The organism is Salipiger sp. PrR007 (assembly GCF_010499845.1).
Classification (GTDB): domain Bacteria; phylum Pseudomonadota; class Alphaproteobacteria; order Rhodobacterales; family Rhodobacteraceae; genus Salipiger; species Salipiger pacificus_A.
Genome location: NZ_JAAGOZ010000083.1, coordinates 75,867 through 95,584 on the forward strand (window position 1 = coordinate 75,867; position 19,718 = coordinate 95,584).

The 19,718-nt window shown below is 66.9% G+C and carries 14 protein-coding genes; 4 read left to right on the forward strand and 10 right to left on the reverse strand.

Annotation, left to right across the window (positions count from 1 at the left end; genetic code table 11):
* Nucleotides 1-3: 3 nt before the first annotated feature.
* Nucleotides 4-867, reverse strand: coding sequence for a branched-chain amino acid aminotransferase (locus tag G0Q01_RS23865; protein WP_164189190.1), 864 nt, complete (start codon nt 865-867; stop codon nt 4-6).
* Nucleotides 868-968: 101 nt separating this feature from the next.
* Nucleotides 969-1,742 carry a ZIP family metal transporter gene (locus tag G0Q01_RS23870; protein ID WP_164189192.1) on the reverse strand — a complete coding sequence of 258 codons (774 nt, stop codon included), beginning with the start codon at nt 1,740-1,742 and terminating at the stop codon, nt 969-971.
* Nucleotides 1,743-1,866: 124 nt separating this feature from the next.
* Between G0Q01_RS23870 and G0Q01_RS23875 the strand changes: the two genes are divergently transcribed.
* Nucleotides 1,867-3,030: an alpha-hydroxy acid oxidase gene (locus G0Q01_RS23875; protein ID WP_164189194.1), complete on the forward strand. Its 1,164-nt coding sequence runs from the start codon at nt 1,867-1,869 to the stop codon at nt 3,028-3,030.
* 83 nt (nt 3,031-3,113) lie between these two features.
* On the opposite strand, the gene G0Q01_RS23880 is transcribed toward G0Q01_RS23875, so the two are convergent.
* On the reverse strand, nt 3,114-3,803 hold the full coding sequence (locus G0Q01_RS23880; RefSeq protein ID WP_164189196.1) for a fumarylacetoacetate hydrolase family protein: 690 nt from the start codon (nt 3,801-3,803) through the stop codon (nt 3,114-3,116).
* A gap of 199 nt (nt 3,804-4,002) precedes the next feature.
* Here G0Q01_RS23880 and G0Q01_RS23885 point away from each other — a divergent pair, with 199 nt between their 5' ends.
* Together G0Q01_RS23885 and G0Q01_RS23890 are read left to right on the forward strand one after the other, a co-directional pair.
* Entirely contained in the window at nt 4,003-5,331 is a 1,329-nt protein-coding gene (locus G0Q01_RS23885) for a replication-associated recombination protein A (RefSeq protein WP_164189198.1), read from the forward strand.
* Nucleotides 5,332-5,586: 255 nt separating this feature from the next.
* On the forward strand, nt 5,587-7,590 hold the full coding sequence (locus G0Q01_RS23890; RefSeq protein ID WP_164189208.1) for an acyltransferase family protein: 2,004 nt from the start codon (nt 5,587-5,589) through the stop codon (nt 7,588-7,590).
* A gap of 124 nt (nt 7,591-7,714) precedes the next feature.
* Here the strand turns inward: G0Q01_RS23890 and G0Q01_RS23895 are convergent, their stop codons facing one another.
* The 6 genes from G0Q01_RS23895 to G0Q01_RS23920 all read right to left on the reverse strand — a co-directional run bounded on the left by G0Q01_RS23895 (nt 7,715) and on the right by G0Q01_RS23920 (nt 16,019).
* A complete protein-coding gene (locus G0Q01_RS23895) occupies nt 7,715-8,842 on the reverse strand; it encodes a radical SAM protein (RefSeq protein ID WP_108969055.1) in 1,128 nt (375 codons plus the stop codon).
* A 42-nt stretch (nt 8,843-8,884) separates the two neighbouring features.
* Nucleotides 8,885-10,093 (reverse strand): glycosyltransferase family 4 protein, encoded by a 1,209-nt coding sequence (locus G0Q01_RS23900; RefSeq protein WP_164213921.1) that lies wholly within the window; start codon nt 10,091-10,093, stop codon nt 8,885-8,887.
* The gene (locus G0Q01_RS23905; protein WP_164213922.1) at nt 10,090-11,871 is read right to left on the reverse strand and encodes an ABC transporter ATP-binding protein; all 1,782 of its coding nucleotides are present in this window, start codon (nt 11,869-11,871) and stop codon (nt 10,090-10,092) included. Before G0Q01_RS23905 ends, G0Q01_RS23900 begins: the two co-directional genes overlap by 4 nt.
* A 398-nt stretch (nt 11,872-12,269) precedes the next feature.
* On the reverse strand, nt 12,270-14,504 hold the full coding sequence (locus G0Q01_RS23910; protein ID WP_203595154.1) for a xanthine dehydrogenase family protein molybdopterin-binding subunit: 2,235 nt from the start codon (nt 14,502-14,504) through the stop codon (nt 12,270-12,272).
* On the reverse strand, nt 14,497-15,522 hold the full coding sequence (locus tag G0Q01_RS23915) for a xanthine dehydrogenase family protein subunit M (protein WP_164189216.1): 1,026 nt from the start codon (nt 15,520-15,522) through the stop codon (nt 14,497-14,499). Before G0Q01_RS23915 ends, G0Q01_RS23910 begins: the two co-directional genes overlap by 8 nt.
* Nucleotides 15,519-16,019: a (2Fe-2S)-binding protein gene (locus tag G0Q01_RS23920; RefSeq protein ID WP_164189218.1), complete on the reverse strand. Its 501-nt coding sequence runs from the start codon at nt 16,017-16,019 to the stop codon at nt 15,519-15,521. Before G0Q01_RS23920 ends, G0Q01_RS23915 begins: the two co-directional genes overlap by 4 nt.
* A gap of 154 nt (nt 16,020-16,173) precedes the next feature.
* Between G0Q01_RS23920 and G0Q01_RS23925 the strand changes: the two genes are divergently transcribed.
* Nucleotides 16,174-16,668, forward strand: a complete 495-nt coding sequence (locus G0Q01_RS23925; protein WP_235940370.1) for a TetR/AcrR family transcriptional regulator — start codon at nt 16,174-16,176, stop codon at nt 16,666-16,668.
* Between the two features lie 118 nt (nt 16,669-16,786).
* On the opposite strand, the gene G0Q01_RS23930 is transcribed toward G0Q01_RS23925, so the two are convergent.
* Nucleotides 16,787-19,576 (reverse strand): bifunctional aconitate hydratase 2/2-methylisocitrate dehydratase, encoded by a 2,790-nt coding sequence (locus G0Q01_RS23930; protein ID WP_164189222.1) that lies wholly within the window; start codon nt 19,574-19,576, stop codon nt 16,787-16,789.
* Nucleotides 19,577-19,718 lie beyond the last annotated feature (142 nt).

Genomic DNA, 19,718 nt, shown 5'->3' on the forward strand with positions numbered 1-19,718 from the left:
CGCTCAGCCTTCGGTCAGCGCCCAGTCCCAGTAGAGTTCGCGCACGCGGCGCGTCACGGGACCGATCTGGTAGCTGGTGTCCTCGAAGCCCGAGACCGGCGTCACCTTCTGAAGGTTGCCCGACAAGAAGACCTCGTCGGCGCCCTCGAAATCCTCGAAGGACAGCACGGCCTCATGCACTTCCATGCCATCGGCGCGCATGTTCTTGATGTGGCGCGCGCGGGTGATGCCCGACAGGAAGGTGCCATTGGCGACGGGGGTGAAGACCGTACCGTCCTTGACCATGAAGACATTGGCCGTGGCGCTCTCGGCCACATTGCCGAGCGCGTCGGCCACCAGCGCGTTGCCGAAGCCGCGCGCGCGCACGTCACGCAGCATGCGGGCGTTGTTGGGATAGAGGCAGCCCGCCTTTGCATTGCAAACCGAGCTCTCGAGCACCGGGCGGCGGAACTTGGTGCGTCCGAGGTGGGTCGCCGCGCCTTCGGGCGCCATGGGGATTTCCTCGAGCGAGATGGCAAAGGCGGTTCCCTCCTCACCCGGCACGATGGCTGTGGCGTCGCCCTGCGTTGCCCAGTACATCGGGCGGATGTAGATGGCCGCCTCCTTGGGATAGGCGGAGAGCCCTTCCCAGACGATCTGAACCATCTCCTCGGTGGATATGAAAGGCGTCAGCATCAGCGATGTGGCCGAGCGGTTCACCCGGGCGCAATGGGCGTAAAGGTCGGGCGCGATGCCGTTCACGTAGCGCGCGCCGTCGAAGACCGAGCTGCCGAGCCAGGCCGCGTGGTCGGCGCCGCGCATGATCATCACGTCGCCGTCGTGCCAGGTGCCCTGGAAATAGGTGCGGATGTTCTTGCCCGTTGCCATCGTCGTGTCTCCTGCGAAAGTTGCGCGGACCCTATTCCCGCCGGCGCGCGAGGTCCAGTGGCACGGCGCGCCCTTTCACGCAAGAGCGAGCGCCGGGCCAGTCACCCCAGCGTCACGTCGAGGAACATCATCAGGATAAGCCCAAAGATCAGCCCCGTCGTCGCGCGCTTCTGATGGCCATTGCGATGCGTCTCGGGGACGATCTCGTGGCTGATGATGTAGAGCATCGCGCCGGCGGCAAAGGTCAGCCCCCAGGGCAGCAGCACCGAACTGACCGACACCGCGACCACCCCCAGCAACGCCCCGACCGGTTCGACCATGCCGGTAAGTGCCGTGTAGAAGAGCGCCCGCCTCCGCGAGTACCCGAGACCCACCAGCGCGACGGCGACGGCCAGCCCCTCGGGCATGTCCTGCAACGAGATGCCGGTCATCACCGAAAGCCCGTTGGCCCGGTCCAGCCCGTAGGCGACGCCGATCGACAGTCCCTCGGGAAAGTTGTGGATCGAGATCGCCAGCACGAAGAGCCAGATCCGTGCAAAAGTCGCCTGATCCGCCCCGCCCTCCGGGCCGGTCTTGAAGTGCTCGTGCGGGATCGCGTGGTTGAGCCAGGCGACGAAGCCCGAGCCAAAAGCGATGCCAAAGGCGGCAATGGCGGCGGCGATCCAGACCGAGCCGGTCTGCTCCTGCCCCACCTCGATGCCCGGAATGATCAGCGAGAAATACGAAGCCGAGAGCATCACCCCCGCGGCGAAGCCCAGCATCATGTCCGACGTGGCCTGGGTCATCTTCCGCCCGATCAGCGCCGGGATCGCGCCGACCGTGGTCGCCAGCGCCGCGACCATGCCGCCGCCGACGCCCCAGAGAATGTCTTGCATGGTACCTCCGAACTGCTCGCGCGCACTAGACTGTCTGGGCAGACGAGATTCAAGCGCGGGTTATTGCGCGAACACCCCGGAAGCGGTAAGGAAACCTGACCAGTCCAAGGAGGAACTCCGGCCCATGCCCGTGATCACCGAGATCGAAGACCTCAAGCGCCTCTACAAGCGCCGGGTGCCGAAGATGTTCTACGACTACTGCGAGTCGGGCAGCTGGACCGAGCAGACCTTCCGCGAGAACAGCTCGGATTTCGACAAGCTCTACCTGCGCCAGCGCGTCGCCATCGACATGACCGGGCGCAGCACCGCGACGCAGATGATCGGCCAGGACGTGGCGATGCCGGTGGCGCTCGCGCCGGTGGGCATGACCGGGATGCAGAACGCCGACGGCGAGATCAAGGCGGCAAAGGCGGCCGAGAAGTTCGGCGTGCCTTATTGCCTGTCGACCATGTCGATCTGCTCGATCGAGGATGTGGCCGAGAACACCTCGAAGCCGTTCTGGATGCAGGTCTACACGCTCAAGGACGACGACTACATGAAGCGGCTCTTCGACCGGGCCAAGGACGCCAAGTGCTCGGCGGCGGTGATCACGGTCGATCTGCAGATGCTCGGACAGCGTCACAAGGATCTGAAGAACGGCCTTTCGGCCCCGCCCAAGCTGACCCCGACATCGGTCGCCAACATGATGACCAAAGTGCCGTGGGGCCTCGAGATGCTGCAGACAAAGCGGCGGTTCTTCGGCAATATCGTCGGCCATGCCAAGGGCGTCACGGATCCCTCCTCGCTGACCACATGGACCGCGCAGAGCTTCGACCAGGCGCTCGACTGGGACCGCATCCGCGAGTTCCGCAAGATGTGGGACGGCCCGCTGATCATCAAGGGCATCATCGACCCGCGCGACGCTTTGGAGGCCTGCAACGTCGGCGCCGATGCCATCGTGGTGTCGAACCACGGCGGGCGGCAGCTCGACGGCGCGCTGAGCTCGATCCGCGCGCTGGCGCCGATCATGGACGCGGTGGGTGACAAGATCGAGGTCCATCTCGACAGCGGCGTGCGCTCGGGCCAGGACGTGCTGAAGGCCGTTGCCATGGGCGCGAAGGGCTGCTGGATCGGCCGCGCCTATATCTACGGGCTCGGTGCCATGGGCGAGGCGGGCGTGACCCGCGCGCTCGAGGTGATCCACAAGGAGCTCGACGTGTCGATGGCGCTCTGCGGGCGCACCGACATCAACACGGTGGACCGCGATATCCTCATGATCCCCAAGGGGTTTTCCGGCGACTGGGAATAGTGATTCCGAAGTCCTTGTGCTGAAAAGAAAAAGTCCAAAAACGACAAAGGCGCGGCCATGAGCCGCGCCTCTGCACGTCCAGCTCAGCCGATGCTGATGCTCAGCGGCGCGAGGCCGTCGATCTCGACCAGACAGGTGTCACCGCGCTCCAGCGCACTGACCCCGGCGGGCGTGCCGGTGTAGATCAAATCGCCGGCCTTCAGCTCGACCAGCCCGGACAGGTAGGAAATCACCTCGGGCACCGACCAGATCATGTCCGCAAGATCGCCGTTCTGCCGCTCTCCGCCGTTCACGCTCAGCCGCAAGCCGCCCTTATCGAGATGACCCGTTTCGGCCACCGGATGCACCGGGCCGCAGACCGCCGAGAAATCGAAGCCCTTCGCCATGGTCCAGGGCCGCCCCTTCTTCTTGGCGTCGGCCTGTACGTCGCGGCGCGTCAGGTCGATCCCGGCAGCATAGCCCCAGACACAGTCCAGCGCCGCATCCTCGGGAATATCGACGCCGCCCTTGCCGAGCGCCACCACCAGCTCACCCTCGTGGTGCAGGTCGGCGGTTGCGGGCGGGTACGGGATCGCATCGCCTTCCTCGGCGATGGTGTCGATCGGTTTGTCGAAGAAGAACGGTGGCTCGCGGTCGGGATCGTGGCCCATCTCGCGCGCGTGCTCGGCATAGTTGCGACCGACGCAGAAGATGCGGCGCAGCGGGAAGCGGGCCTCGCTGCCGGCGACGGCAACCGAGGGCTGGGGCTGCGGGGGAAAGACGTACTCACTCATGCGGGGCTCCTACCTGTGGTCTTGCCGCTGCACCCTCGGCAGGCGGTCAAGTTGCGGAAATGTCTAGCAGGCCCTGCGGCCGTGACCAGCCGGTAGAAGAAAGATTGATGTACCGATCAGCGCGCTTGCCGTCAGGGATTTGCCCGCCCCCCTGCGATCTGCTAGCGCATTGGGCAACGCCAAAACCACAGGCCCCCTCATGAGCGATCTCTTCGACGCCGCGCCCCTCAAGGGCCACGTGCCCCTCGCCGCCGCGCTGCGGCCCGAGACGTTGGACGACGTGATCGGCCAACAGGCGATCACCGCCCCGGGCTCCATCCTGCGCCGGCGGATCGCCGCAAAGGCGCTGGGGAGCATCATCCTCTACGGCCCGCCGGGCATCGGCAAGACCACCATTGCCCGCGCCGTGGGCAACATGCTGGGCAAGGAGTTCCGCCCGCTGCACGCCACCCGCGACGGCGTCAAGGAACTGCGCAAGATCGCTGACGAGGCCCGCATCCGCCCGCTGCTGATCTTCGTCGACGAGGTGCACCGCTTCTCGGCCACGCAGGCCGACGACCTCTTGTCGATCTGCGAGGAAGGCACCGCCGATTTCGTCGGCGCCACCACCGGCAACCCCTACCACGCGCTGCCGCCCGCGCTGGTCTCGCGCTCGACCATCCTCAAGCTCGAGCCGATGAGCATTGAGGACATGGAGGTGGTCGTGCGCCGCGGCATCGCGCATCTGGCGGCACAGGGTCTCGAGGTGACCATGACCCCCGAGCAGGTCCGGCTGATCGCCGGCCGCTCGGGCGGCGACGCGCGCCGCGCGCTGACCACGCTGGAAAGCCTTGCCATCGGCCATGGCGTCGGACAGGACGGCAACGCGATCGCCATCACCGAGGCGATGCTCGAAGAAGCCTATGCCTCGGCGGCGATCAACCACGACCGCTCCGGGGACCAGCATTACGACGTTGTCTCGGCCTTCGTGAAATCCATGCGCGGCTCGGATCCGGACGCGACGCTCTACTGGCTCGCCCGGCTGATCCACGCTGGCGAAGACCCGCGCTATATCGCGCGGCGCATCATGATCCACGCCTCCGAGGACGTAGGGCTGGCCGACAACACCGCCCTGCAGACCGCCGTCGCCGCCTCGCAGGCGGTCGAGAAGATCGGCTACCCGGAAAGCCAGATCATCCTCGCCCATGCGGCGCTGCACGTGGCGCGGGCGCCGAAGTCGGGATCGGTCACCCGAGGCATCGGCGCGGCGCTCGGCCATGTCGCCAGCCAGCCGCCCGCCCCGGTGCCGCTGCACCTGCGCGACGCGCACTACAAGGGCGCCGAGAAGCTGGGTCACGTCGGCTATCTCTTCCCGCACGACGACCCGCGCGGTTGGGTTGAACAGGTCTATGCCCCCGGCATCCACCGCGGCGCGTTCTACCAGAGCGACGCGCGCGAGGCAGCCACCTTCGAAAAGCGCGCCGATGCCTTCTGGGAGGGGGTCACCGGCGCCGCGCAACCGCGACGCCCCCAGCGGCAAGACAAGTAGCGCCCGTAAAACTTGCAAGCCTGGAAAGAATGCCGCGACTTTGGTCGCGCATGAGCCATTCTTGGCCGAAAAGGCCGACCTAAACCCGGGATTGCATCTCTGCGCCTAGGTAATCGTTTTGGTTGCGGTCTATTAGCGGTAAATTGACAGATGTGAGCGGCTCGGCGATTTGCCGAATTGATCCTTTTTCCAGCGTTTTACCGGCTATTATTTCGCAACTTCTTCATTTTTCTGACGTCGATCGGATTGCTCCGGATGAAGTACCGCGCCGAAATCGATGGGCTGCGCACGGTCGCGGTCCTCCCCGTCATTCTCTTCCATGCCGGATCGAAGCTGTTTGGTGGCGGCTTTGTGGGGGTCGACATCTTCTTCGTGATCAGCGGCTACCTGATCACCACCATCATCGTCGACGAGTTGAGCCGGGGCACATTCAGCCTGCTGCGCTTCTACGAGCGCCGTGCCAAGCGCATCCTCCCCGCGCTCTGCCTCGTCAGCCTCACCGCGCTCGGACTGGGCTGGCTCGTCCTGCAGGGACGCGATTTCGTCGAGTTTGTCCGCAGCCTTCTCGGGGTCGCGACCTTTTCGTCGAACATCCTGTTCTGGATGGAGGCGGATTACTTCGACACAGCCGCCGAGCTGAAACCGATGCTCCATACCTGGAGCCTCGCGGTCGAGGAACAGTTCTACATCCTCTTCCCGCTGCTGCTGATGCTGCTCTGGCGCTTCGGGCAGAAGGCGGTGCTGCCGACGCTGGTCGGCATCTTCGTGTTCAGCCTCGGGCTGGCACAATGGCAGGTGCGCACCGACCCGATGTCAGCCTTCTTCCTGCTGCCCGCCCGCGCCTGGGAACTGTGCCTCGGCGCGTTCTGCGCCGTCTACCTGCGCGCGGGTCATCCGCCGCTGGCTGGCGGCCTGCGCAACGCCCTCTCGGCGCTCGGGTTGGCGCTGGTCTGCGCGGCCGTCTTCGGCTTCGACGCCGAGACGCCCACACCAAGCCTGATCACCCTGATGCCAACGGTCGGCGCCGCGCTGATCATCCTCTTCGCCACCGGCGGCACGCTGGTGCAGCGCCTGCTCAGCACCCGGGGGATGGTCGGCATCGGGCTCATCTCATACAGCGCCTACCTCTGGCATCAACCGCTGATGGCCTTCGCCCGGCACAACTCGCTGGAGGAGCCGTCCTGGGTCATCATGGCCGGGCTGATCGCGCTGACCCTCGGACTCGCCTGGCTGAGCTGGACATACGTCGAGATCCCGGTGCGCAAGGGCCAGTACGGGCGGCTCAGGCTCTTCGGCATCAGCGCCACCGGCCTCGCCACCTTTGCCGCGCTGGGGTTCTTCATCCACACCTACGACGCGCTCGATTACCGCAGCGGCCAGTTCAATGTTCTGGGCACGCAGATCAGCCTGCTGGACTACGAGAACGACAATATGGCGCTGCTCGAAGCCAGCGCGATGCCGTTCAGCGGCTATGCCCACGACCTCGCCTGTCTCGGGAGTTGCGACAACGGCCACCAGGAGCGCGACTGGTTCGGCGCCGACACCGGGAAGCTGAAGCTCCTGCTCGTCGGCAACTCGCACTCCAAGGATGTCTTCAACATGCTCCTCTTCAGCAAGGAGGCCATGCAATGGATTCAACCCGGCCGCTATACCGCGCAAATCGGAGAGCTCGGGCCGCATAGCAAGTTCTTCGGCGCGCGGAGTTATGCGCAGGCGGATGCGGTCATGATCGTCAGCCGGTTCAAGGACTCGCGCAACGATCTTCAGGTGCTGGACGGGCTGGTGAAACACGCGCTCGACGACGGCAAGCGGGTGATCGTGGTGAAGAACATCTTCGAGTTCCCGAGATATCTCGGCGGCAAGTGGACGGTCTTCGACAAGAACGTGCACACCGCGCTCGCCGAGGGTATCAGCGACCCCGCGACCATCGTCGCACGCTCGAACCGGGAGCATTACCAGCTCTACAAGAGCGGCGCGACCGAGCCGCGGGTGATCGAAGCCAATGCCGAGATCGACCGGCTCAAGGCCAGGTATCCCGGCCTGATCGTGCTCGACCGGATGGACTATGTCTGCTCGGAAACCGAGGAGATCTGTTATTCGGCCAGCGCCACGCTGAAGAAGTATTTCCCCGACTACGGCCACCACACCCAGGCCGGGGCGGAGTTCTTCAGCAGCCGCATGGACGAGGTGGGATGGCTCGCGCCGGTGCTGGAAATGGCGCAGCACAAGCACACGGCGCAGATCACCGCGACCAAGTGAGGCGGCCCTGAGCGCCGCGCGCCGTTTCCGCGCTCGGTGTCCTCTCCCAGTGTCCGCGCCGGCCCGCGTCTCGTCGGCCCGCGGACGCGCCCGGGCCCGCCGCAAGTCCGGAGGTCCCCCTGTTCTAGCTCGGCGTGTAGAGCGCCCGCGATGGCCGGTGCAGGTTGACCCGCTTGTCGTAGCCGCAGTTGCAGTTCGGACAGTTGAGATTGAAGGCATCGCGGGAAAATCGCTTGTGTTTCTCGGTAAAGAGCATCTCGGTGAGCCGCTGCTTGTGCAAATCGCCCATCTTGAAGGTCACGAAGCAAAGCTGCACCGTGCCGTCGGGACCAATCCAGAGCATGTCGTAACTGGTGCAGGGCAGACGCATCTTCTCCTTGCGGATCAGCCAGTCGGGGATCGAGCGGATGCCGCGCTCGGTGTTGCGGATGAGGTCCGGCTCCTTCTTCTTGGCTTCGAGCAGGATGCCGCAAAGCTCGTCGAGCAGCGGGCGGTCCTCCTCCTCGAACCAGAAGGGCTGGTTGTCGCCCGCCTCATCCTTTTTCACGAAGTACGGCAGCGAGTAGTGGATCAGGTTGATGTAGACCTGCATGTCGAGATCGCGGGCGAACTGCAGCGTGTCGCGCACCGTCTCCGGCTTGCCGGTGCCGCGCATGAGCAGCCAGTCGAGACTCATCGGCAGCTTGTCGGCGCCATAGCGGCGGCGTGTCTCGGTCAGCGATGTCTTGACCAGCTCGAAAGAGCCACGGCGCTGCACGTAGTCGTCGTAGTCCTGTCCCAGACCGTAGAGCCCGACCGAGACCTTGCGCAGGCCCGCGTCGACCAGCTTGTCGATCTTCTTGTCGAGCAGCAGCCCATTGGTGGTGACATACATGTTGAGGCCGCGATCGCGGATACGGGCGACGAACTTGTCGAGGTCGCGGTGCAGCAGCGGCTCGCCGCCATAGAGCCGGATATTGCCGATGCCAAGCTCCTTGCAATCGTCGATGAGCTGCGCGCCGATCTCCCAGGGCAGCTGCGTTCCGTGCATGAAGTCCCTTCCGTAACAGCATGCGCCACAACGAAGATTGCAGTTAGACGTCAAGCTCAGGAAGACCTCGTGCGGGGCCGGGCGCACCAGCTTGTCGCTGACCTGCGCCATGGAGAAATGGGCCCGGCGCAGGCTCTCCTTGACCACCTTGGCGGGCGCGTAGAGCGGCGAGCCCTGCAGCGCCGACTTGACGCGCCTGTCGATCTTGTTGCCGTTCGGCATGGTGTCCTCTCCTCCGTGTTGGGTCTTTTTCGCGAGTCGTGTTCAATCCTCACCGGCGGGGGCAGCCGCGCGGTGCGGCGCCGGGCGGGTCTCGCCGGGGAAGTCGCCTTCGAGGGTCTTGCTGTAGAGACGGCGCAGCGCAGCGCTCCAATCCTCGACCCGGTAGCTGCGCAGCACCCGGGCCCGCCCCGCCCGCCCGAGCTTGGCGCGCAGCACCGGGTCGCCGGCAAGCTCGGTCATGGCGCGGGCCAGAGCCTCGGGATCGCCCTGCAGCACCCGCCGCCCGACGCTGCCGTCAACCACCGCAAAGGCGCTGCCCGCCGGGGTCGCGATGACCGGCAAGGCGTGGCTCATGGCCTCCAGAAGCGCAATCGACAGGCCCTCGGCGCGCGAGGCGCTGACGTAGACATCGTGGCGGCTCAGCAGCTCGGGCACATCGGCGCGGGCGCCGAGAAAGCGTACGTGATCACGCAGCGCAAGCGCCTGCGCGCAGTGCTCCAGCGCGGCGCGGCAAGCGCCCTCGCCGGCGATCGCCAGCTCGAAGGGCACGCCGCGCTGAGCAAGTCGGGCGGCGGCCCGGAGCACGGTGTCGACGTCCTTTTCCGGCGACAGCCGGCCGACGACGAGAAAGCGCGCGGGATCGCCGGGCGCGCGGCCCGAGCCGCGACGGCGCTCGATCTCGGATAGATCCGGCAGCGGCGGCGCGGGATTGGGCAGCGTCGCAAGAGGGAGCCCGCCGAGCCGCGCGCGGTTGCCGCTGGCCACGCTCTCGGAACAGGCGATGACCCCGATGGCGGCGCGGCGCAGCGCCTGCGCCTCGGCCAGCCCACGCAGCCGCGCCCGGCGACCGGGCCCCGGCGGCGGCAGGTGCAGCCCGCCCAGCACCGGCACCCCGGCCAACCGGCCGGCGGGGGGCGCCACGGTATTGGCTAGCCGCAGGTGGGCATGGGCCAGCTGCACGCCGCAGCGGCGGAACTCGGTGGCAAGGCGGTGCACCAGCCCCGGCAGCCCCCCGGCGCCGCGCCGCAGATGGGTGACCGGCACGCCGACGCGCTCCAGCCGCGCGGCATAAGGGGTGTCGACGGGCTCCGACAGCACAAAGACCCGCAGCTCCAGCCCCTCGATCCGCTGGCGCTCGGCGAGGTAGACCAGCAGCTCCTGCGTGCCGCCCCATTCGAGGTTGCCGATGACCAGCGCCACCCGCAGCGGTGTCCGCGATTGACTGGCCCCGAGACCCAGCGCGGCGCTCATGTGCCGGCCCGGTGGAAGGCGTGGAATTTCGAGTCGCGCCCGGTCAGCTCGTCGTAACGGCCCTGTTCAAGCACCCTTCCCGCCCCGATCAGGTAGATGAGGTCGCAATGGCGCACCGAGCTGAGCCGATGCGCCACGATGACCACCGTGGTGCGCCCGCGCAGCGCCTGCACGGCGGCGGTCAGCTCGGCCTCGCTGATGGTGTCCAGCGCGGAGGTCGACTCGTCGAGCACAAGCAAGGCCGGGTCGCGGTAGATCGCCCGGGCGATGCCGATGCGCTGACGCTGGCCGACCGACAGGCTCTGGCCCCGCTCTCCGAGCGGGGTGTCGTAGCCCCGCGGCAGCTCGGCAATCAGACCGTCCAGCCCGGCGAAGCACCCGGCCCGGCGCAGCGCCTCGGCAGCGTCAGTCCCGGGAGCGAAGCCAAAGCGGATGTTGTCGCCGATGCTGCCCTCGATCATGCAACTGTCCTGCGGCACATAGGCCACCGAGCGGCGCCAGCGGGCAAGGTTTTCGGGGGTGATCCTCGTGCCATCCACGTAGAGCCCGCCGCTGTCGGGACGGATCAGCCCGGTCAGCATGTCGAGGATGGTGCTCTTGCCCGCTCCGGTGGCCCCGACGAGGCCGACGATGCGCTTCGCCGGCACCCTGAGATCGAGGTCGCGGATAAGCTGGCGCTGCCCGTCGGGATAATCGTAGCCGACGCCGCGCAGCTCAAGCGCCTCTTCGAGCGGCAGTCCCTCGACCGCAAGTGCATCCGACAGGTCCACCCCCTCGACCGCCGCGAGATCGGCATGCAGCTCGTCCACCGCCGGCAGATCGCCCCTCAGCGCTGCCGCCGAGGCGTAGATGCGCTGGAGCGCCGGGAAAAGCCGTGCCGCGGCAAAGGCATAAAGCGCGACGACCGGAAGGGCGCTGCTGCCCTCACCCTGCTCGGCGAGGGTCCAGATCACGATGAGGATCATCGTGCCGAAGGTCAGCACCTCGAGCACCGACTTGGGGATATCGCGCAAGAGATCGGCGGTGGTGGTGGCCTCGGCGCGGCGGCGGAAGGCCTCTTCGAAGCGTTCGAGATAGCTCCGCTCCATGCCGTAGAGCTTTACCTCTCGCGAGCCCGAGAGCGCCTCGCTGAGCAGCCGCGCGGTCTCGCGCGTGGCGCCCATGCGGGCGTCGCCGACCCGGCGCATCGGCCCGCGCACGGCGGCGAAGATCGCGCCGTAGCCGAGCCCCAGCAACAGCCCCATGGTCAGCGCGGCGCGCGGCTCGACCACCACCAGCATCACGGCCAGCGACAGCGCGGTGCTGAGCGCGGTAAGCAGTCGGACCGCGTTCATCATCACGCCGTTGACCACCCGCTCGACCTCGGACTGGATGTTGCTGACCAGTTCCGCCGAATGCCGCCGAAGCCGGGTGTCGAGCGGCGCGCGCATGTAGCGTGAGACCAGACGCGAGGCGAGGCTGACGCTCTGCCCACGCACGAAACCGCGCAGGTAGGTGAAGCCCCAGATGCGAAAGACGATGGCCGCGGTCAGCATCCCCAGCGAGGCGAGCGCCAGCAGCACCAGGAAACCGGTCTCTCCGCCAATGCCGAGCGCGTCGCGCAGCCCGGCGAGCATGGGATTTCCGAGCGCCTTCTGCGGGCTCGCCGCGACCATCAGGAAGGGCGCGATCGAAAGCACCGCGGCCATGTCGGCAAGGCCCATGCCGATGCTCACGGCAAGCACCCGCCAGAGCCGCTGGCGGGCCTGCGTGTCGAGCAGAAACAGGATGCGAGCCATCGTACCGCCCAAGACAATCCTCCATGGGCTTCGCGTCTGAAATGCAATGTCGCGCCGCACGGGGTCGGTGACCGGCGCGCGAGGCATAAAAATATCTTCTGAAAATCAGGTCTCAGGATCGCCGATCGCCCGAGAAGAGCAAGAGTTTCCTGAGCCGCCCCCATAGCGGCGCAAGAAGAGCGGCAAGAACCCGCCGATCCGCCGCACCGAGGCCGAATTCTGCTTCGGCGATAAGTCCCCAAGTTCCATTCTCGCCCGGGGGTGGCGGCGCGGCCGTGCTTTGCAAGGCGAGACGTCTTTTGGCCGCCGCCTCGTTTTTCGCTCTCGCTGCGACCCCACTGCCGGTCCTTGGCCCGGGTAGCCCCGGCGCGCGGCAAGGGCGCGCCGGGGGTGCCTTTTCAGATCAGGCTTTCGGGATGGATCGGGAAGCGCCTCGGCTGCACCCCGGTGGCGTGCCAAACCGCGTTGCCGATGGCCCCCACCGTGCCGGTGACGCCGATCTCGCCCACGCCCTTGATCCCGAGCGCGTTCACGTAGGGATCGTCCTCGTGCACGGTCATGGCCCCGATCATCGGCACGTCGGCATTGACCGGCACGTGGTAGCCTCCAAGGTCGGCATTGGTCAGCCGGCCCGTGCGCGGGTCGTGCACGGCCTCTTCCTGCAGTGCCATGCCGATGCCCCAGATCATCCCGCCCACAAGCTGGCTGCGCGCCAGCCGCGGGTTGATGATCCGCCCGGCGGCGAAGGCACCGATGAGGCGGCTGACCCGCACCTGACCGAGGTCGGGATCCACCAGCACTTCGGCAAAAACCGCCCCATGCGAGAACATTGCCCGCTCGGGCTCGCCCTCGCGCGCACCTTTGCCTTCGCCCCGGACCAACTCGAGCCCGGCTCGGGCGAGGATGTCCTCATAGGACTCCGAGCGCTCGTCATCGTTACGCCAGAGCCGCCCGGCGCGCGCCGTGACCCCGGCGTTGCCAGCCCCGAAAAGCGGCGAGGCAGGATCGGTCGTGGCCAGCTCTGCCAACTGCCGCACCGCATCCGCCCCGGCGTTGAAGAGCGCGGTCCCGGCGGTTGCGGTATGACCCGACCCCCCGGCGACCCCCGCATCGGGCAGGTCCGAATGGCCCGAGCGGAACTCGACCTTGTCGAGGTCGATCCCCAGACCATCGGCGGCGATCTGCGCCAGCGCGGTCCAGGCGCCCTGCCCCATGTCGGCGGCCGACGTCTCGATCACCGCGGTGCCGTCGGCGCGGAGTGTGGCATGGGCAGTGGCCTGGAACATCGGGCAGGGAAACTGCGCCGTGCCCATGCCCCATCCCTTCAGGAGCCGCCCCTCGCACAGGCTGCGTGGTGCGCTGGGACGCCCGGACCAGCCAAAGCGTTTCGCCGCCTCGGCATAGCATTCGCGCAGGGCCTTCGAGGAGAACTCCAGCCCGGTCGAGGGGTCACTCTCGGCGTAGTTCTTCAGGCGGAATTCCAGCGGGTCCATGCCAGCCGCCTGCGCCGCGGCGTCCATGGCGATCTCGAGCGCCGCCGAGCCCGGTGCCTCGCCCGGCGCGCGCATCGGCCCCGGGGTACCCACGTCCGCGCGCCGGCCGTGGTGCGCGGTGCGCAGGTTGGGCGCGGCGTAAAGGCTGTGCGAGGCGTTGGATGCAGCTTCGAGGAACTGGTCGAAGGTCGAGGTCAGCGTGACCGTGTCGTGCTCCAGCGCCGCGATAGCGCCGGTCTCGTCGAGGTCGATCCACAGCGACTGACGGGTGGGCGCGCGATGCCCCACCGGCCCGTACATCTGGTCGCGCCGCAGCACCAGCTTCACCGGTCGGTCCAGGTCGCGCGCCGCGAGCACCGCCAGAAGCTGCCCCCCATAGAGGATCGCCTTCGAACCGAAGCCGCCGCCGATGAAGGGGCTGCGCAGCAAGATCTGCGACGGATCGATCCCGAGGAAGGCCGCGAAGGTCTGCTTCGACAGGCCGATCGCCTGGTTGGGGGTGTCGATCTCGAGCCGCGCGCCCTCCCAGCGGGCGGTGATGGCATGGGGCTCGAGGGCGTTGTGGTATTGCGGCGCTGTCTCGACGGTGGTCTGCACATGGAGCGCCGCGCCCTCGCGGGCCGCATCGACGTCGCCCGAGCTATGCGCCGCGGGGCGACCAAAGGCGGTGGTGTCGGTGTCGAAGGGCTCTGCGTCATCCAGCGTGACCCTGTGCGGCTCGGCCCCGTAGCGCGGGGCAAGCAGCCGTGCGCCCTCGGTCGCGGCCTCGAGCGTCTCGGCCAGCACCAGCGCGATCGGCTGGCCGGCGTAGCGCACGCGATCGTCTGTCAGCGTCTCCATGCGCCAGACGAACGGGTGGATCTTCTCGTCCGGGCTGATCGCCAGCTTGGGCGCATTGCCCGGCGTGTAGACCTTCACCACCCCCGAATGCGCTTCGGCGGCGGCGACGTCGAGATGGGCGACGCACCCCTTGGCGATGCCGGCGGTGGCGAGCACCGCATGCAGCAGCCCGTGCGGGCGGTTGTCGGCGGCATAGGTGGCGGCGCCGGTGACCTTGAGCCTGCCCTCGCGCCGGGTCAGCGCCTGCCCGGCGCTGGAGCCGAGGCGGACGTGGCCCTGCATGTTCATCAGGTCATCCATTGTCATCTCCTTCAAAGACGGAGGCGGGAAGCGCGGGCAAGCGGCGGGGTGTTCCCGCCGCGGCCCGCTCCAGCGCGCGCAAGGCAATGCGCTGCGCGAGGGGAATTTTCGCGGCGTTGTCCCCCGAGGGCCGGGCGCCTTGGGTGGCGAGCTCCGCAGCCCGGGCGAAACTCTCGGCCGTCGCGGGTTGCCCCTTCAACGCCTCTTCCGCCTCGCGGCAGCGCCACGGACGGGCGGCGACGCCGCCAAGGGCCAGCCGCGCCTCGGTGATCACCCCCTGCTCGATCGCCAATGCTGCGGCGGCGGAAACGATGGCAAAGGCAAAGGAGGTCCGCTCGCGCAGCTTCACGTAGCGGGCATGGCGGGCCAGCGCACCGGGATCGGGAAGGCGGATGTGCGTGATGATCTCGCCCTGTGCCAGCGGCGCGGGACCAGCCCCTTTCGCATCCGGCAGGGGGTGGAAGTGCTCCATCGCCACCTCGCGCAGACCCTGCGGCCCGGAGATCTCGACCACCGCGTCATAGGCGGCAAGCGCCACGCACATGTCCGAGGGATGCACGGCGATACAGCCTTCGGTCCAGCCGAGCACCGCGTGGCCTCGGCTCACCCCACCAAGCGCCCCGCAGCCGCTGCCGGGTGCGCGCCGGTTGCAGGGCGAGAGCGGGTCCTGGAAGTAGCTGCATCGGGTGGACTGCATGACGTTGCCGCCGGTCGAGGCCGCGTTGCGCAGCTGCGCCGAGGCCCCCGAGAGCAGCGCCTCGGCCAGCGCCGGGTAGCGCGCCAGCACCTGCGGATCGCGGGCGATCTCCGAATTGCGCACCATGGCGCCGATGCGCAGGCCACCAGCACTTTCCTCGATCCGGTCCAGCGGCAAGCGAGAGATATCCACCAGCCGCTCCGGAGCGGCGGCGCCGATCTTCATCAGGTCGAGAAGATTGGTGCCCCCGGCGAGAAGCGCCCCCTCTGCCCCGACGGCGGCGCCGATCGTTTCAGCCCGGGTGTACTCGAAGCGGTTCATGCGGTTTTCCTTTCCTCGGTCCCCGCGCTCATCTCGCGGGTGGCCTCGAGCACGGCCTCGGTGATCCCGGCGTAGGCGGCGCAGCGGCAGAGGTTGCCGCTCATCCCCTCGCGCACCCGCTCGGGGTCGAGCCCGGCCTCACCCTCGGCGATGAGCCCGACGGCGGACATGATCTGGCCCGGTGTACAATACCCGCACTGAAAGCCGTCATGGGCGATGAAGGCGGCCTGCACCGGGTGCAGCGTCTCGCCGTCTGCCAACCCCTCGATGGTAGTGACCTCGGCGCCGTCATGCGAGAGCGCCAGCGCCAGGCAGGCATTCATCCTGCGCCCGTCGATCAGCACCGTGCAGGCGCCGCACTGGCCGCGGTCGCAGCCCTTCTTGGTTCCAGTCAGGCCGATCCGCTCGCGCAGCAGATCGAGCAGCGTGGCGCGCGGATCGTCGAGGGCGATCTGCTGCGGCACTCCATTGATTGTCAGATTGAGTGTCGGTGTCATCTTTCCCTCTCTTGCCATAAGCTGGTGGGAAGGCCGGGGCATCCGGCCATGGATGATTAAATACGGAGGCACCCTCCGTTTTCAAGTGGGTTAACCTATGGGAAGCGAAATAGGCCAAGAAAAGCCTAGACCGAGGAAGCCGCGTGCTGATCAATTGCGCAATCGCGAACGGCTGCTGGATGCCGCGCGCGAGGTTTTTGGCAAGGAAGGCGGCAGCCTCGAGGCGGTCGCCCGCGAGGCCGGGGTCGGAATCGGCACGCTTTATCGGCACTTCCCATCGCGCGAGGCGCTGTTCCAGGCGGTCTATGCGCGCGAGGTCGAGACGCTCGAGCGGCGCGCCGCCGAGGATGAGCTCGAGGACTGGATGCGCGGCGCGCTGCAACTGATGGCCACGAAAAGGGGAATGATCGCCGCGCTCGCGCCGGTCTTCGAGCCCGACTCGACCTTCTTCGGCGAGCAGTCCGAGCGCCTGCGCGGTGCCATTGCCGCGTTGCACGCCCGCGCGCTCGCCGACGGTCGGCTGCGCGGCGACGTGACCAGCGAGGATCTGCTGCGGGTGCTGATCGGGCTGAACTACGGTCCCGGCGCAGATCCGGCGCGCTCAGAGGTGCTGCTGAACGTCTTCCTCGACGGGTTGCGGGCGACATAGCCCCGCCCAACCTGTCCCCGCGGGGACAGCAATCTTTGCCATTGAAACGAAAGCGGCGGCGGGGACATCGGTCCCCGCCGCCGCGATCTTGCGCTGCCCCTCAGCGGGGCAGCCACTTTCAGAAGTGCGCGGAGCGCGAGGTCGCGGGCACCTGAACCGGCGGCGCGAACTTGGTCAGGTCGATGCCTTCCACCGCGGACTTGTACTCATCGGCGCTCGGCGTGCGGCCGAGAATGGCCGACAGCACAACCACCGGGGTCGAGGCGAGCAGCGACTCGCCCTTCTTGTCGGCGGCGTCCTCAACGACACGGCCCTGGAACAGGCGGGTCGAGGTGGCCAGGACGGTGTCGCCCTTGGCGGCCTTTTCCTGGTTGCCCATGCACAGGTTACAGCCCGGACGCTCGAGATAGAGGATGTTCTCGTACTCGGTGCGGTTCTGGGTCTTCGGGAAGAGGTCGTCGAACTCGAAGCCCGAGTACTTCTGCAGGATTTCCCAGTCGCCCTCTGCCTTCAGTTCGTCGATGATGTTGTAGGTCGGCGCGGCCACGACGAGTGGTGCCTTGAACTCAACCTTGCCCTGAGATTTCTCAATGTTTTTGAGCATCTGCGCGACGATCTTCATGTCGCCCTTGTGCACCATGCACGAGCCCACGAAACCAAGGTCCACCTTCTTTTCCGCACCGTAGTAAGAGATCGGGCGGATGGTGTCATGGGTGTAGCGGCGCGACGGGTCGGCGTTGTTGACATCCGGATCGGCGATCATCGGCTCGACGATCTGGTCGAGGTCGACGACGACTTCGGCGACATACTTGGCGTTGTCATCCGGGGTCAGCGCGGGCTTCTCGCCCGAACGGATCTCGGCGATGCGCTTGTCGGCCTTGGCGATGAGACCCGCCAGCGTGTCCGCGGCGTTGTCCATACCCTTGTCGATCATCACCTGGATGCGGTGCTTGGCCAGCTCAAGCGAGCCGATCAGCGTCTCGTCGTTGGAGATGCAGATCGAGGCCTTGGCCTTCATCTCGGCGGTCCAGTCGGTGAAGGTGAAGGCCTGGTCGGCGAGCAGCGTGCCGATGTGCACCTCGATGACGCGGCCCTGGAAGACGTTGTCGCCGTGCTGTTGCAGCATCTGCGCCTGGGTCGCGTGCACCACGTCGCGGAAGTCCATGTGATCGGCCATCTTGCCCTTGAAGGTGACCTTCACGGACTCGGGGATCGGCATGGTCGCCTCGCCGGTCGCCAGCGCCAGCGCCACGGTGCCCGAGTCTGCGCCGAAGGCGACGCCCTTGGACATGCGGGTGTGGCTGTCGCCCCCGATGATGATGTCCCAGTCATCCACGGTGATGTCGTTTAGCACCTTGTGGATCACGTCGGTCATCGCGTGGTATTCGCCCTTGGGATCGCGCGCGGTGATCAGGCCAAAGTTGTTCATGAACTTCATCAGGCGCGGGATGTTCGCCTGGGCCTTCTTGTCCCAGACCGAGGCGGTGTGGCAGCCGGACTGGTAGGCGCCGTCGACCGACGGCGAGATCACCGTTGCGGCCATCGCCTCGAGTTCCTGGCTGGTCATCAGGCCGGTGGTGTCCTGCGAACCCACGATGTTGACCTTGACGCGCACGTCCGAACCGGCGTGCAGGGTCTTGCCCGGCGTGGTGCCGCGGGCGTTGCGGTTGAAGATCTTCTCGACCGCGGTCAGGCCCTGGCCCTCGTGGCTGACTTCCTTGTTCGGTGCGAAGACCAGCGGCGCCTTCACGCCCAGGGTTTCGGCAGCGAACGTCTGCAGCATCTTGCCGAAGACCACGGCGTAGGAGCCGCCGGCCTTCATGAACTCGACCTTCTGCGGTGTGAAGGCCGAGGAGACGTCGGCCAGCTCTTCGCCGTCCTCGCTGGTCAGCTTCTTGGCCTTTGTGTCGATCTTCAGCACGGTGCCGGTCTCGACCGAATACTTCTGATCGAGGATCGGGTTGCCCTCGTTGTTGAGGATCGGCTTGCCGTTCTCGTCGAGCTTCTTGACCCAGTTCTTCAGGTCAAGGCCGATGCCGCCGGTCACGCCCACGGTGGTCAGGAAGATCGGCGAGATGCCGTTGGTGCCCGCGACGACCGGGGCGATGTTGACGAAGGGCACATAGGGGCTGGCTTGCTTGCCGGTCCAGAGCGCCACGTTGTTGACGCCCGACATCCGCGACGAGCCCACGCCCATGGTGCCCTTCTCGGCGATCAGCATCACGCGCTTGCCCGGGTGCTGCAGCTTGAGCGCCTCGATTTCCTTCTGCGCGGTCTCCGAGATCATGCACTTGCCGTGCAGTTCGCGGTCCGAGCGCGAGTGCGCCTGGTTGCCCGGCGACAGCAGGTCGGTCGAGATGTCGCCTTCGGCGGCGACGTAAGTCACCACTTCGACCACGTCGTCGAGTTCCGGCAGCTTGGTGAAGAACTCGGCCTGGACGTAGCTCTCGAGGATCTCCTTGGCCACGGCGTTGCCGGCCTTATAGGCATCGGCCAGACGGGCGGTGTCGGCCTCGTAGAGGAACACCTGGGTCTTCAGCACCTCTGCGGCCTGGGCGGCAATCACCGCGTCATCGCCAAGCGCGAGGTCGAGAAGGACCGCGACCGAGGGGCCGCCCTTCATGTGCGACAGCAGCTCGAAGGCGAAGGCGGGCGGGATTTCCGCGACCACGGCCTCGCCGAGGATGATCTTCTTGAGGAATTCTGCCTTCACGCCGGCGGCGCTGGTGGTGCCGGGCAGCGTGTTATAGATGAAGAACTCGAGCGAGTCCTTGCGGTAAGCGTTGTCCGCGTCCTCGATCTGCGCGATCAGCTCTGCGACCAGAGCGCCATCGTCGATCGGCTTCGGATGCAGACCTTCGGCTTTCCGCGTTTCGATTTCTGCCAAGTAATCGGTGTACAAGCTCATGGCGATCCCTACGGTTCAATGTTGGATTAAGCTGGAGCACCGGGCGGCGAGAGACGTCCGGCGAACGGCGGTCGGCTTATTGTATGCGGCAGTATACCAGTGACGTTTTGCTGGCAAGGGCCAATACCACATGGCTTGGCGG

What these genes read in the sequence shown, in the direction of transcription:
- G0Q01_RS23870 (WP_164189192.1), bottom strand. Translation starts at nt 1,742, where the DNA reads ATGCAAGACATTCTCTGGGGCGTCGGCGGCGGCATGGTCGCGGCGCTG.
- G0Q01_RS23900 (WP_164213921.1), bottom strand. Translation starts at nt 10,093, where the DNA reads ATGAGCGCCGCGCTGGGTCTCGGGGCCAGTCAATCGCGGACACCGCTG.
- G0Q01_RS23880 (WP_164189196.1), bottom strand. Translation starts at nt 3,803, where the DNA reads ATGAGTGAGTACGTCTTTCCCCCGCAGCCCCAGCCCTCGGTTGCCGTC.
- G0Q01_RS23885 (WP_164189198.1), top strand. Translation starts at nt 4,003, where the DNA reads ATGAGCGATCTCTTCGACGCCGCGCCCCTCAAGGGCCACGTGCCCCTC.
- G0Q01_RS23915 (WP_164189216.1), bottom strand. Translation starts at nt 15,522, where the DNA reads ATGAACCGCTTCGAGTACACCCGGGCTGAAACGATCGGCGCCGCCGTC.
- G0Q01_RS23865 (WP_164189190.1), bottom strand. Translation starts at nt 867, where the DNA reads ATGGCAACGGGCAAGAACATCCGCACCTATTTCCAGGGCACCTGGCAC.
- G0Q01_RS23930 (WP_164189222.1), bottom strand. Translation starts at nt 19,576, where the DNA reads ATGAGCTTGTACACCGATTACTTGGCAGAAATCGAAACGCGGAAAGCC.
- G0Q01_RS23910 (WP_203595154.1), bottom strand. Translation starts at nt 14,504, where the DNA reads ATGGATGACCTGATGAACATGCAGGGCCACGTCCGCCTCGGCTCCAGC.
- G0Q01_RS23905 (WP_164213922.1), bottom strand. Translation starts at nt 11,871, where the DNA reads ATGGCTCGCATCCTGTTTCTGCTCGACACGCAGGCCCGCCAGCGGCTC.
- G0Q01_RS23890 (WP_164189208.1), top strand. Translation starts at nt 5,587, where the DNA reads ATGAAGTACCGCGCCGAAATCGATGGGCTGCGCACGGTCGCGGTCCTC.
- G0Q01_RS23895 (WP_108969055.1), bottom strand. Translation starts at nt 8,842, where the DNA reads ATGCCGAACGGCAACAAGATCGACAGGCGCGTCAAGTCGGCGCTGCAG.
- G0Q01_RS23875 (WP_164189194.1), top strand. Translation starts at nt 1,867, where the DNA reads ATGCCCGTGATCACCGAGATCGAAGACCTCAAGCGCCTCTACAAGCGC.
- G0Q01_RS23920 (WP_164189218.1), bottom strand. Translation starts at nt 16,019, where the DNA reads ATGACACCGACACTCAATCTGACAATCAATGGAGTGCCGCAGCAGATC.